The organism is Pseudomonas sp. S3_G06 (assembly GCF_054667565.1).
On sequence record NZ_CP162738.1, the window covers coordinates 1,764,930 to 1,777,584 of the forward strand.

Here is a 12,655-nt window from a genome sequence, read left to right on the forward strand (position 1 = left end):
GCGTCCCCCGAGGTTCTATAAAAACAACAATCGGAGACCGATCTCATGAGCCAGGAATTGCGGCTTGTCCGGCGCATCACACTGAAACTGATTCCCTTCCTGATCCTGCTGTACCTGATCGCCTATGTGGATCGCTCCGCCGTCGGCTTTGCCAAGCTGCACATGGGCGCCGACATCGGTATCGGCGATGCCGCCTACGGCCTCGGTGCCGGGCTGTTTTTCATCGGCTACTTTCTTCTAGAGATTCCCAGCAACCTGATGCTCGAACGCTTCGGCGCGCGGCGCTGGTTCGCGCGGATCATGATCACCTGGGGCGCGATCACGATCGGCATGGCCTTCGTGCAAGGACCGCACAGCTTCTATGTGATGCGCTTTCTGCTCGGCGCGGCCGAGGCGGGCTTCTTCCCTGGCGTGCTGTACTACATCACCCAATGGTTCCCGGTGCGCCATCGCGGCAAGATCCTCGGCCTGTTCATCCTCTCGCAACCGATCGCGATGATGATCACCGGTCCCGTGTCCGGTGGCTTACTGGGCATGGACGGCATCCTTGGTCTGCATGGCTGGCAGTGGCTGTTCATCGTCATCGGCACCCCGGCGATCCTGCTGACCTGGCCGGTGCTGCGCTGGCTACCGGACGGCCCGCAGCAAGTGAAGTGGATGGATCAGGCGGAAAAAGACTGGCTGACCGGCGAACTGAAAAAGGATTTGCAGGAATACGGCCAGACCCGTCACGGCAATCCACTGCATGCACTGAAAGACAAACGCGTGTTGCTGCTGGCGCTGTTCTATCTGCCGGTGACCCTGAGCATTTATGGCCTCGGCCTGTGGCTGCCGACGCTGATCAAACAGTTCGGCGGCAGCGATCTGGTCACCGGGTTCGTTTCTTCGGTGCCATACATTTTCGGGATCATCGGCCTGCTGATCATTCCGCGCAGTTCCGACCGCTTGAATGATCGCTACGGCCACTTGGCGGTGCTTTATGTACTCGGTGCGCTGGGCCTGTTCCTCAGTGCCTGGCTGTCGCTGCCGGTAGCGCAACTGGCGGCGCTGTGTCTGGTGGCGTTTGCGTTGTTCTCGTGCACCGCGGTGTTCTGGACCTTGCCCGGTCGCTTCTTTGCTGGCGCGAGTGCTGCGGCGGGGATTGCCTTGATCAACTCGGTCGGCAACCTCGGCGGTTACATCGGGCCGTTCGTGATCGGCGCGTTGAAGGAATACACCGGCAATCTGGCGTCCGGACTCTACTTCCTCTCGGGCGTGATGGTCTTCGGGCTGATTCTGACCGGCATCGTTTATCGCGTTCTGGAACGCAAGCACGTGTTGCCCGTCGACCAGTTCGCCGCCAGCGCCCGTGGTGCGACCCGAACCTGACACCTATGGATCAATTACCACCCCTGTGGGAGCTGGCTTGCCAGCGATGACGGCGGCACATCCAACATTGATGCGTCAGACAGGTTGCTATCGCTGGCAAGCCAGCTCCCATAGAGTTTTGCGGTGTTTCGGAATTTTGGATAAAGGAGAGGACATATGCATCTGGTTCAATTCGAATTACCCAACGGCGAGCGCCGTGTCGGCGTGGTCGACAACGGTCAGGTCCGCGAAGTCGAGGACGCCCGCAGTGTCCGTGATCTGGCTCTGGCCGCAATCGAGGCCGGCGGCTCGCTTGAGCAGCAAGTGCAAAGCCTCGGCCTCGGCGCCAGTCACGACTATGGGCAGTTGCTCAAAGACCTGCGCATCCTGCCGCCCCTGGATCACCCGGACCCGGCGCACATGCTGGTCAGCGGTACTGGTCTGACCCATCTGGGCAGTGCTTCGGCCCGGGACAAGATGCACCAGCAGGCCGGCGATGAAGCGGCGATGACCGACACCATGCGCATTTTCAAGTGGGGCGTGGAGGGTGGCAAACCGGCGGCGGGGCAGGCCGGTGTGCAACCAGAGTGGTTCTACAAGGGCGACGGCAGCATTGTCGTGCGTCCGGGGCAGCCGTTCCCGCTGCCGCCGTTCGCCGAAGACGCCGGCGAAGAGCCGGAGATGGCCGGCCTGTACGTCATCGGCAACGACGGCAAGCCTTATCGCCTCGGTTTCGCCGTCGGTAACGAGTTCTCCGATCACGTCATGGAACGCAAGAATTACCTGTACCTGGCGCACTCGAAATTGCGCAGTTGCAGTTATGGCCCGGAACTTCGTACCGGTGAATTGCCTCAACACCTTGCCGGCACCAGCCGAATCCTGCGTGACGGCGAAGTGCTCTGGCAGAACGAGTTCCTCAGCGGCGAGGCCAACATGTGCCACAGCCTGGCGAACCTCGAGTACCACCACTTCAAATACAGTCAGTTCCTGCGTCCGGGCGACGTGCATATTCATTTTTTCGGCACTGCGACCCTGTCGTTTGCCGACGGCATCCGCACCCAGCCGGGCGACACGTTCGAGATCAGCCAGGCCGACTTCGGCGCACCGCTGGTCAACGGTATCGCACCGGTTCAGGCGGCTTTTGAACCGGACAGCATCGGCACCCTTTAAGGAGATCCCATGACTCAGATTCTCGGTCACAACTACATCGGCGGTCAGCGTAGCGCCGCCGGCAGCGTCAAACTGCACTCGGTCGACGCCAGCACTGGCGAGGCCCTGCCGCACGATTTCATTCAGGCCACGGCCGAAGAGGTCGACGCCGCCGCCAAGGCCGCCGCTGCGGCTTACCCGACCTATCGCAGCCTTAGCGCCGAACGTCGCGCGCAGTTCCTCGACGCAGTCGCCGATGAACTCGATGCGCTTGGCGACGATTTCGTTGCCGTGGTCTGCCGCGAAACCGCGCTGCCGGCTGGTCGTATTCAGGGCGAGCGCGGTCGTACCAGCGGGCAGATGCGCCTGTTCGCCAAAGTCCTGCGTCGCGGTGATTTCTACGGCGCACGGATCGATCTGGCACTGCCTGATCGCCAACCACTGCCTCGTCCGGACCTGCGGCAGTACCGCATCGGCCTCGGCCCGGTCGCCGTGTTTGGTGCGAGCAACTTCCCGCTGGCGTTCTCCACTGCCGGTGGCGATACCGCAGCAGCACTGGCCGCCGGTTGCCCGGTAGTGTTCAAGGCGCACAGCGGCCACATGGCCACCGCTGAACTGGTCGCCGACGCGATCATTCGTGCAGCAGAAAAAACCGGTATGCCCGCCGGCGTGTTCAACATGATCTACGGTGGCGGCGTCGGTGAATGGCTGGTCAAGCATCCGGCGATTCAGGCCGTTGGTTTCACCGGTTCGCTGAAGGGCGGTCGCGCCTTGTGCGACATGGCTGCCGCACGTCCGCAACCGATCCCGGTGTTCGCCGAGATGTCGAGCATCAACCCGGTGATCGTTTTGCCGCAAGCACTGGCCACACGTTCGGAAACCGTTGCGCGTGACCTCACCGCTTCGGTGGTTCAGGGCTGCGGTCAGTTCTGCACCAACCCGGGTCTGGTCATCGGTATTCGCTCGCCGCAGTTCAGCGCGTTTGTCCAACAAGTCGCCGCTGCAATCGGTGATCAACCGGCGCAAACCATGCTCAACGCCGGCACCCTCGGCAGCTATGGCAAAGGCCTGGAAAAGCTTCTGGCGCACAGCGGCATCGAGCATCTGGCCGGCAATCAGCAGCAGGGCAATCAGGCGCAGCCGCAGTTGTTCAAGGCCGATGTCAGCCTGTTGATCAACGGCGATGAAGTGCTGCAGGAAGAAGTGTTCGGCCCGACCACAGTAATCGTCGAAGTAGCCGATCAGGCACAACTGAGCGCGGCGCTGCACGGCCTGCACGGTCAATTGACCGCGACGATCATCGGCGAGCCGTCTGACTTCGAGCAATTCGCCGAACTGACGCCGCTGCTGGAACAGAAGGTCGGCCGCATCCTGCTCAACGGCTATCCGACCGGTGTCGAAGTGTGCGATTCGATGGTGCATGGCGGGCCGTACCCGGCGACGTCCGATGCGCGCGGCACGTCAGTGGGTACGCTGGCGATCGATCGCTTCCTGCGCCCGGTATGCTTCCAGAACTACCCGGACAGCTTGCTGCCCGAGCCACTGAAAAACGCCAACCCGCTGCGGATCCAGCGCCTGGTGGATGGCAAGCCATCGCGTGAGGCGATCTAAAGCCAAGCCGATGTCCCCTGTGGGAGCGAGCCTGCTCGCGAACGCGGAATATCAGCCAGTTATTTGTTAGCTGGCACACCGTCTTCGCGAGCAGGCTCGCTCCCACAGAGGTTCCAGCAGGGGCCTCTGGATCACATTGGGCTATCATTGGCCCTTTCCCCCTAGAAAGACTGTTTGCCATGACTGCCCAAACCCTTCTCAACGCCCTCGAACACTGCGGTATGGTCGAAATCGATGGCCTGCACGCCTTCGAATTCGCCCTCGACGAGGACGATAACCTGCACATCGAATGCATCGATGGCCGTGAAGCCAAACACTGGGAATTCACCCCGGCGCAGGTCGCGGCGGCGACGTTCGATGAGACGCTGCAGAGCTGGCTGATCGTCGGTTACGCCAGCGACACCAAGACCACGGGCGAGCATCGTCTGGTGTGCCTCGGCGACGTAGTCAGCAGCAGCGACGATGAGGATGAAAATAATGAAGATGCGTAACTTCTGGCCTTTGCTGATGGCCGGCAGCGTCGGCGCGATGGGGCTTTCCAGCGCCAGCGCCGACACCTTGCAGTTGCTGGTCGGCTCGTACACCGCCGGTTCCAGCCAAGGCATCTACCGCATGCAGTTCGACAGCGCCACCGGCCAGATCGACGCCAAGCCGCTGCAAGTGGTCAAGACCGAAAACCCGTCCTGGCTGACCCTCTCGAAAGACCAGAAACGCCTGTTCGTGGTCAACGAAAACGGCCCGGGCCAGAGCGATCCGGTCGGTCGCGTCAGCAGCTTCGCCATCGACCCGAAGACCCATGCGCTGAGCCTGATCAATCAAGTGCAGAGCCTGGGCAACGAACCGACCCATTCCAGCCTCAGCGCCGATGCCAAACACCTGTTCGTCAGCAACTACTCAGTGATGGAAGATCCGGGCGGTACCCTGGCGGTATTGCCGGTCGATGCCGACGGCCAGCTGAAACCGGTGGTGCAGATGAGCGGCCACCCGGCCAGTCGGGTCAACCCCGAGCGCCAGGCTTCCAATCACGTGCACTCGACCGTGTCGTCGCCGGACGGGCGCTATGTGTTCTCCAATGATTTGGGCGCAGACAAGGTTTTCATCTATCAGTACGACCCGAAGGCCAACCCGCACCTGCCGCTAACCCCGGCGAAAACCGCCTCGGTAGCCTTGCCGGCCGGCAGCGGCCCGCGTCATCTGCTGTTCAGCGCTGATGGCAAACACGCTTGGCTGACCATGGAGATGAGTGCACAGGTCGCGGTGTTCGACTACAAGGACGGCGTACTGACCCAGACGCAACTGGTCGATCTGGCAGCGGGCCAGCCGACCTCGGACAAAGCCGGCGCGGCGCTGCATGCTTCGGCTGACGGCAAGTTTCTCTACGTGAGCAATCGCGGCACGGCCAATCAGCTCGTAGTGTTCGGCATTGATCCTGCGACCGGTCAGCTCAAAGAGCTGCAAAAGCGCTCGGTCGAGGGTGATCACCCGCGCGAGTTTGCCCTCGATCCGAGCGGTAAATTCGTCTTGATTGCCAACCAGAAGAGCAACCAGATTGTCGTCGTCGAACGCGATGCCAAGACCGGTCTGCTGGGCAAAACCGTGCAAAAACTGCCGATGGACGCGCCAAGCGATCTGAAATTCCTGGTGCGACAATAAGCCACAGGCCCCGGTCTACGGGGCCTGCATCGTTGTATTAATTGCACTGATATCGGCTAATGCTACAAAAGATTTCAAGCGAGTAACCCTCGAGCGTTACGTTTGTTTCACAGCCCGACCGGGCAAACCAAGCAAACGAACACGAGGGTTACCGCCATGAACTTCAATCTCTTCTCCGTCATCGCCGCTTCCGCCATTTCTGCCACCGTGGTATTGCCAGCCGGTGCCAACGTCGAAATCGCCAGCAAAAAATCCCACACCCAGAGCTACACCCAGAAATACCTGCAACAAAGCGCCAACTTCTACGCCGCGCTGGATCACAAAACCCAAGCCTGAAATTGCCATCTCCTTGTTGGAGCTGCCGAAGGCTGCGATCTTGATCGCAGCCTTCGGCAGCTCCTACGCGCGCGCGTAACCTGATCGTTCCCACGCTCTGCGTGGGAACGCAGCCCGGGACGCTCTGCGTCCCATTGGAACGCGGAGCGTCCCTTGAGGCATTCCCACGCGGAGCGTGGGAACGATCAATCAGAAGATCGCAGCCTTCGGCAGCTCCTACGCGCGCGCGCGTTCTGCACTCATAGGTTTTCTCTCGCCGGCAAATAGAGCCGCTAAATAATCAACGAAGCTGATATTCACCATTGCAAACCCTGAGTGGTTGCTTCGGCTTTTTTGATTGATTCTGTGGCCATCGAAACCTTTGCCCACGGAGAACACCATGGCCAGCGCAATCCTCACTTCCGCCAAACGCGGCGCCTACCTGGCCATCGGTCTGTACCTGGCCGTGGTGCTGTTCGTCAGCATCGGTGCACAGATGGAACACAGCTTCGACGCCCCGATCGACGTCGCCCACCCCGGCATCCAGTTCGAACTGCGCTCGCAAAGCGCGATGGTCGACAGGGCCGAACTCGCAGGAGTCGGCGGCGCATGAAAGGCTACAGACTCTGGGTCATCGCCAGCCTCGCGCTGATGACCAACGGCGCCTCACTCTTGGGATTTGGCCAGGGCTCGGTGGGTGGCTTGGCCCGGGCCATAGAGGCCAACCACAACATCGCGCACAACATTGAACGCGCCAACACGCTGGGGCTGATGGCGGGCAATCCACCGGTCAAGGTCGCGGTGGATTTTCTCGGGCCGTTTCAAGTGGATTGCATGGCGCTGGGCATGTGTAACGCCCTGGCCTGACGAAGATCGTTCCCACGCTCTGCGTGGGAATGCCTCAAGGGACGCTCCGCGTTCCAATGGGACGCAGAGCGTCCCCGGCTGCATTCCCACGCGGAGCGTGGGAACGATCAAAAGGACAGAGGGTTATTTTTTCATGATTGAGGTGAACAGCTCGGATTCGAGCAAGCGCTGCAACCAGGCCTGCAAGCGAATATAAGGCGTCTGCGCAAACCACTCGCGATCAACGTGAGCGAACTGTCGGACGAAGGGCAGCAGGGCGATGTCGGCGAGGCTTGGGTGATCGGCGAGCAAATAATCGCGGCCTTCGAGCAGCTCATCCAGTTTCTGCAGAAACAACGCACCTTCCGCTCGATAAGCTTCCATCGGCCGCTCGGGGTAGCGCTCGGCGTACTTGTAGCGATTCAATGCCGATTTGAAAATCTGATCATTACCCTCAATCAGTTTCTCCATCCACAGCGCCGCGAACGAATCACCGGCCAGCAACCAATCATCCGGATCATTCTGCGCCAACGCCCAGCGCATGATCTGCAGACTCTCATCGATCACCACGCCATCGGCATTCAGCACCGGCACGGTGCCCTTGGGTGAGAGCGCGAGCATTTCCGCCGGCTTGTTCTTGAGGCTGACCTCAACGATCTCCACCGGCACGCCCGCATAACGCAGGGCCATTCGCGCACGCATCGCGTAAGGGCAGCGGCGGAAGGAAAACAGCGTGTTCATTTCACCTCCAGCGTGCTCAAACCATTGCCCTGGCGCCGCACCTGAATCTGCACCGGGATCCGCTCGTGCATTTCCTGCACATGGGAAATCACCGCGACCTTGCGTCCCTGCGCCTGCAAGCCATCGAGTGCGTCCATGGCCAGTTGCAAGGATTCCGGATCGAGGCTGCCAAAGCCTTCATCGATAAACAGCGATTCGATTTTCAGCGTGCTCGACGCCATCGAAGCCAGACCCAGCGCAAGGGCGAGTGATACGAGGAACGTCTCGCCGCCGGAAAGCGAATGCACCGAGCGCAGTTCGTCGCCCATTTCCGTGTCCATCACCAGCAGGCCGAGCATGCTGCCGCCGCGTTTGAGGCGATAGCGTTTGACCAGTTGGCGCAGCTGCGCGTTGGCGTGATGCACCAGCAGGTCGAGGTTGTAGGCCTGGGCGATCTTGCGGAAGGTGTCGCCGGTGGCCGAGCCGATCAAGGCACTGAGCCGCGCCCAGCGTTGGTACTCGGCATAGGCGTCGGCGATCTGCTGGGCCAGCGCCTGATTGGCGTTCTGCCGGCGCTGGTCTTCAACCTGTTCGGCGCGCAGTTCGGCGCACTGCTGTTCGCTGACGGCGAACTGGTTCTGCAGCTCGGCGAGGGCGCTGTCCAGCTGTTCGGCGTCAAGATTGCCGTCCTGCCGGGCCTGGTGATCGAGCAGGCGCTGATCGCGCTCCTGCAACAGGACCTGGGCCTGTTCGATGGCTTTTTCGTTGTGCTGAAGGGTCTGACGCAGTTCGGCGACTTGCGCGTCGTCGAAGCGCAGCAAGTCCTCGAGGCCGCCGTCATCCAGTTCCGGATGGCTGGCGCGCCAATCGGCGATCTTGCCGGCGAGTACCAGGTCTTCAGCTTGCAGTGCTTGCAGGCGTTCCTGTTGGGCCTTGAGCTCAGCGGCGATCTGCACCAGCTGCGTGCGCACGCTTTGCAGCTCCTCAGCGGTGCTGGTTTCGGCGCTACGTGCCTGTTCCACCGCGTGTTCCAGTTGCTGCTGCCAATGCTCGGTGCTGCTGTGCTCGCCAAGTAACTGCGCGAGTTTTTCCTGACAGCTTTGCTGCTGCTCGGTCAACGCCGTGAATTGCTGTTCGGCACTGTGCAGCTGCTGAGTGCGCAGCTGCTGGCGATCCTGTTCTTTCTCGAGGGTCTGCTGGCGTTGCTGCTGTTCGCTCAGTTCTTCCTTTTGCTGTTCGAGCTGGGTCAAACGCTCGGCGATCTGCCGGTCCAGCTGCATGAACGTTGCCGCCGGCTCCAGGCGCAAGGCTTCGAGCGTGTCGGCGGGCAGCAGCGGGCCGAACGCGCTGAGTTCTTCTTCAAGGCGCTGACGGTCGCTGTTGAGTTCATGCTGCTGATGGCTCAGCTGTTGCGCCGCTTGCTGATGCGCCACTTCAGCCTGACGCAATTGCTGCGATAAGCGCGCAGCGTCCTGTTGCAAGGTGAGCAGCGCACTTTGGCGTTGTTCGTCCTGAGTGATGCTCTGGTTCAACTGCTCGGTCTGGCGGCTGAGCCAGGCGTCGCGTTTGTCGGCGTCCTGATTGAACAGTTGCGCGGCCAGCGGATGCGCGTCGAGGCTCGGCGCCAGGGCTTGTTGCTGCGCCGCGAGTTGTTCCTGTTGCTGCAGCAACTCTTTCTGTTGTGCGATCACGCCACCGACTTCGCCGCGCAGTTCGATCAGTTTTTCCTTGAGCTGATCGACCACTTGCTGGGCGTTGGCCTGCTCGTTTTCATCGTGACGGCCAAGGCTTTGCAGCAGTGCTTCGGGCTGGTGATAGGGATGCTCGTTGCTGCCGCAGACCGGGCAGGGCTGATCGTCCTGCAACTGCGCGCGCAACTCTTCGACACTGGCACTGCGCGCCAGTCGCTGACGCTCGATCAGTTCGCGAGTGACGCTGAGGGTCTGCTCGGCGACGGTCAGTTCGGCCTTGGTTTTCACACCGTCCTGGGTTAGACGTTCACGTTGCTGCTGCGCGTCAAGCTGGCGTTGTTGCAACTCGGCGCTGCGCTTGTCGAGATCCTGCTGAGTCGCCCACAGGCGCGACAGGTCTTCGATCGCGCGCAGCTGTTTGCGGTTGTCCTGCAGCAAGGTGCCAAGCAGGCCGATCTGTTCGGCGACTGCGTCCGGCTCTGCGCCGGCTTCTTTGAACAGCACTTCCAGTTGCTGTTTGTGCGAGGCCAGTTGCTCAGCACTGTGCGCGGCGTTCTGTTCGAGGGAAGCCAGTTCGCTCTGGCCCCTGTTCATGCGGTTGCCGATCAGCATCAGCTGTTGCAGACGGTCGCGATAGGCGCTCCAGGCATCGCTCAACGGCGCCAGATGCGCACTCTGCTCAAGCTCCGCGGCGATGCGTTGCAAACGCGCGGCGACTTCAGTCTGCTTTTCCTGCAAAGCCTGAATCGCGCTCTGGCCATCCTTGAACGCTTGCTCGGCCGCTTGCCGGGCTTCGGCGCTGCTGGCGGTGTCCTTGATCAGGCGGGCGAGGGTGCTTTGCTCTTCGAATGCCTGACGCAGCAACGGCGCATTTTCGCTCTGGCGTTGTTGCGCTGCGCTCAGGGCGACTTTCGCTGCGTCGAGGTTCTGTTCCAGCTGCGTCTGGCGTTCCCCGAGTGCCGCGTGTTGTTGCGTGTGCGCGGCAATCTGCGCCGCCAGTGGTGTCAGCAGCGCATCGAGCTCGGCCTTGCGCGCGAACTGATGGCGTTGCGGGCCAAGCTGTTCCAGACGCGTCAGTTTCACCCGCTCGCCGGCCAGGGCCTGCCATTGCTGTTGCGCGGTTTGCAGTTGTTCGCTGGCCGCTTGCTGCGCTTCCTGCAACAGACGCAAATCCTTCAGCCAGGCATGCTGTTGCTCAAGCTGTTTGAGCTGCGCCTGTTGCGCCTTCATCTGTTGCTGCGCGGTGTTGAAACGCTCGTCGAGTTCGGCGCGTGCTTCCGGTGCCAGCGGCGTCACGCCGGTAGCCTGATCCTGCAACAGCTTGTGCGCTTCGCGGGCCTCTTTGGTCTTGTCGAAGGCGCGGCGGCCGAGGCGGGTGTACAGCGCGGTGTCGGTGAGTTTTTCCAGCAGTTCACTGCGGTCGTTGTCGTCAGCCTTGAGGAACGCACTGAACTCACTCTGCGCCAGCAGCACAGCGCGAGTGAACTGTTCAAAGTTCAAGCCCAGCGCGGCTTCGAGCTGGGTTTTGTATTCGCCTTTCTGGCTGGCGAGCAGTTGATCCTGATCGATGTCGCGCAGGCTCTGCCGACTGGCCTGGAGTTTGCCACCAGCCTTCTCGCGAGCACGATTGGCTTCCCAGCGCGCGCGATAGCGGCGGCCATCAACGCCGACAAAATCCACTTCGGCATAGCCTTCACCGGTGCCGCGTCGCAGCAAGGTGCGCGGGTCGCCAGTGGCGATTTCACCGTCAGCGTCGGGGACTTTCGCATCTCGGCCGGTGTTGTTCAGGCGCGGTACGGCGCCGAACAGTGCTAGGCACAAGGCGTCGAGCAGGGTGCTTTTGCCGGCGCCTGTGGGGCCGGTGATCGCAAACAGCCCGGCGCTGGCCAGCGGTTCAGCGGTGAAATCAATCTCGAACGGCCCGGCCAGCGAGGCGAGGTTCTTCAAACGAATGGCGAGAATTTTCATGGCTGCTCGCCCTCCAGTTGCACGTCTTGCAGCAGTTCGGCGAAGTCCTTGAGCGTCTGCTCGTCGACCTCGCTGCCGTAGTTGTCGAGCCAGGCGCGGCTGAACAGCTCCTGCGGGGTGAGCTGGTCGAGTTCGATCAACGTGCTGCCATCATCGCTACCATCGGCGCCACGATTGCCAGCGTATTCAGCGGCGATGCGCACCAGTCGCACGGCTTTGCCTTGCAGTGCGGTTTCCACTTGATGGCGCAGATCCGGCTGCGGCTCATCGAGGCGCACGCGCACTTCGAGCCATGGCTGGCGCTGGGTTTCGGCGAGCAGATCGATGTTCGGCAGGTCGGCCAGTTGCAGCAGAATCTCGGCCAGCGGCGCCGGGCCGATGCGCTGCAGATTGACCGAGCGCGGGATCAGTTTCGGCTCGACGCTGACCAGTGTTTCACCGTCCAGGACCACATCGAGAATCTGATGCTGATAACCGATTTCGGAGAACGACAGCGGAATCGGCGAGCCGCTGTAGCGGATGCGCTCTTCACCGTTGACCTTCTGCGGCTTGTGCAAATGGCCGAGGGCGACATAGCTGATGCTTTCGCCGAACAGGCTGGCGGGTAGCGCTTCAGCATTGCCGATGATCAGGCTGCGCTCGGAATCCTCCGACACCGAGCCCCCGGCCATGTGCGCGTGGCTGATAGCGATCAACGCCTGCCCGGGCTGGCGCTTGGCATTCGCCGCCGCGATCAGCCATTCATGCACCTGACCGATGCCGCGCAGATAGTTGTCACCCAGATGCGCGCCAGTGACTTCCGCCGGGCGCAAGAACGGCAGCGCCAGGCACCACGCGGTGATTTCTCCCTGCGCATTCGGCAGCGGCAGCAACAAACGTTCGGCGTCGAGCTGCCCGTCATCCAGCCACAGCACCCGACCCAACGCGTGAGTACGCAAACGCCGCATCAACGGCGCCGGCAATTCGATCCGCGAACCGGAATCATGGTTGCCGGCGATCATCACGATGGTCAGCAACGGCTGCTGTTCGTGAGCGCTGACGATGAAGTCGTAGAGGCGTTCCTGCGCTTTGACCGGCGGATTGACCGTATCGAAGATGTCCCCGGCGATCAGCAGCACATCCGGCTGCGCCAAGTGCAACTGGCGCAGCAGCCATTCGAGAAAACACGCGTGCTCGAAATCGCGCTCCTGGCCGTGCAGGTTTTGCCCAAGGTGCCAGTCGGAGGTGTGGAACAGACGCAAGGTGGACTCCGCTACAGAAAAGAGGTGATGGCCGCGCGGGAATGAGGAGGCGGCGAAAGAGGGGGAGAGTTTACAGTCTATTGCACCGCGCAGTCTTCGCACGGACTCCTGTGG

General features: G+C 61.6%; 11 protein-coding genes. 8 read left to right on the forward strand and 3 right to left on the reverse strand.

The annotated features are described in order from the left end of the window. Nucleotides 1-45 precede the first annotated feature (45 nt). The 8 genes from AB4N47_RS08165 (at nucleotide 46) to AB4N47_RS08200 (ending at nucleotide 6,942) form a co-directional block, all read left to right on the forward strand. Entirely contained in the window at nucleotides 46-1,368 is a 1,323-nt protein-coding gene (locus AB4N47_RS08165; RefSeq protein ID WP_024013183.1) for an MFS transporter, read from the forward strand. 156 nt (nucleotides 1,369-1,524) lie between these two features. After that, entirely contained in the window at nucleotides 1,525-2,517 is a 993-nt protein-coding gene (gene araD1, locus AB4N47_RS08170; protein ID WP_197892605.1) for an AraD1 family protein, read from the forward strand. 9 nt (nucleotides 2,518-2,526) lie between these two features. Beyond that, nucleotides 2,527-4,107: an aldehyde dehydrogenase (NADP(+)) gene (locus tag AB4N47_RS08175; protein WP_341637292.1), complete on the forward strand. Its 1,581-nt coding sequence runs from the start codon at nucleotides 2,527-2,529 to the stop codon at nucleotides 4,105-4,107. Nucleotides 4,108-4,286: 179 nt separating this feature from the next. Beyond that, the gene (locus tag AB4N47_RS08180; protein WP_341637293.1) at nucleotides 4,287-4,598 is read left to right on the forward strand and encodes a DUF5629 family protein; all 312 of its coding nucleotides are present in this window, start codon (nucleotides 4,287-4,289) and stop codon (nucleotides 4,596-4,598) included. Beyond that, nucleotides 4,585-5,760 (forward strand): lactonase family protein, encoded by a 1,176-nt coding sequence (locus AB4N47_RS08185; RefSeq protein WP_341637294.1) that lies wholly within the window; start codon nucleotides 4,585-4,587, stop codon nucleotides 5,758-5,760. The genes AB4N47_RS08180 and AB4N47_RS08185 overlap by 14 nt, the downstream gene beginning before the upstream one ends. Nucleotides 5,761-5,916: 156 nt before the next feature. Then, nucleotides 5,917-6,096 carry a hypothetical protein gene (locus AB4N47_RS08190; protein WP_016775003.1) on the forward strand — a complete coding sequence of 60 codons (180 nt, stop codon included), beginning with the start codon at nucleotides 5,917-5,919 and terminating at the stop codon, nucleotides 6,094-6,096. A 379-nt stretch (nucleotides 6,097-6,475) separates the two neighbouring features. After that, nucleotides 6,476-6,688: a hypothetical protein gene (locus AB4N47_RS08195; RefSeq protein WP_039763920.1), complete on the forward strand. Its 213-nt coding sequence runs from the start codon at nucleotides 6,476-6,478 to the stop codon at nucleotides 6,686-6,688. Beyond that, nucleotides 6,685-6,942, forward strand: coding sequence for a hypothetical protein (locus AB4N47_RS08200; protein ID WP_341637295.1), 258 nt, complete (start codon nucleotides 6,685-6,687; stop codon nucleotides 6,940-6,942). The genes AB4N47_RS08195 and AB4N47_RS08200 overlap by 4 nt, the downstream gene beginning before the upstream one ends. Nucleotides 6,943-7,065: 123 nt before the next feature. Here the strand turns inward: AB4N47_RS08200 and AB4N47_RS08205 are convergent, their stop codons facing one another. The 3 genes from AB4N47_RS08205 to AB4N47_RS08215 are packed head-to-tail and all read right to left on the reverse strand — an operon-like array spanning nucleotide 7,066 to nucleotide 12,541. Further along, nucleotides 7,066-7,662 carry a glutathione S-transferase gene (locus tag AB4N47_RS08205; RefSeq protein WP_341637296.1) on the reverse strand — a complete coding sequence of 199 codons (597 nt, stop codon included), beginning with the start codon at nucleotides 7,660-7,662 and terminating at the stop codon, nucleotides 7,066-7,068. Beyond that, nucleotides 7,659-11,300: an AAA family ATPase gene (locus AB4N47_RS08210; RefSeq protein ID WP_341637297.1), complete on the reverse strand. Its 3,642-nt coding sequence runs from the start codon at nucleotides 11,298-11,300 to the stop codon at nucleotides 7,659-7,661. The genes AB4N47_RS08205 and AB4N47_RS08210 overlap by 4 nt, the downstream gene beginning before the upstream one ends. Continuing rightward, nucleotides 11,297-12,541 carry an exonuclease SbcCD subunit D C-terminal domain-containing protein gene (locus tag AB4N47_RS08215; RefSeq protein WP_110603684.1) on the reverse strand — a complete coding sequence of 415 codons (1,245 nt, stop codon included), beginning with the start codon at nucleotides 12,539-12,541 and terminating at the stop codon, nucleotides 11,297-11,299. Before AB4N47_RS08215 ends, AB4N47_RS08210 begins: the two co-directional genes overlap by 4 nt. Between the last annotated feature and the right edge of the window lie 114 nt (nucleotides 12,542-12,655).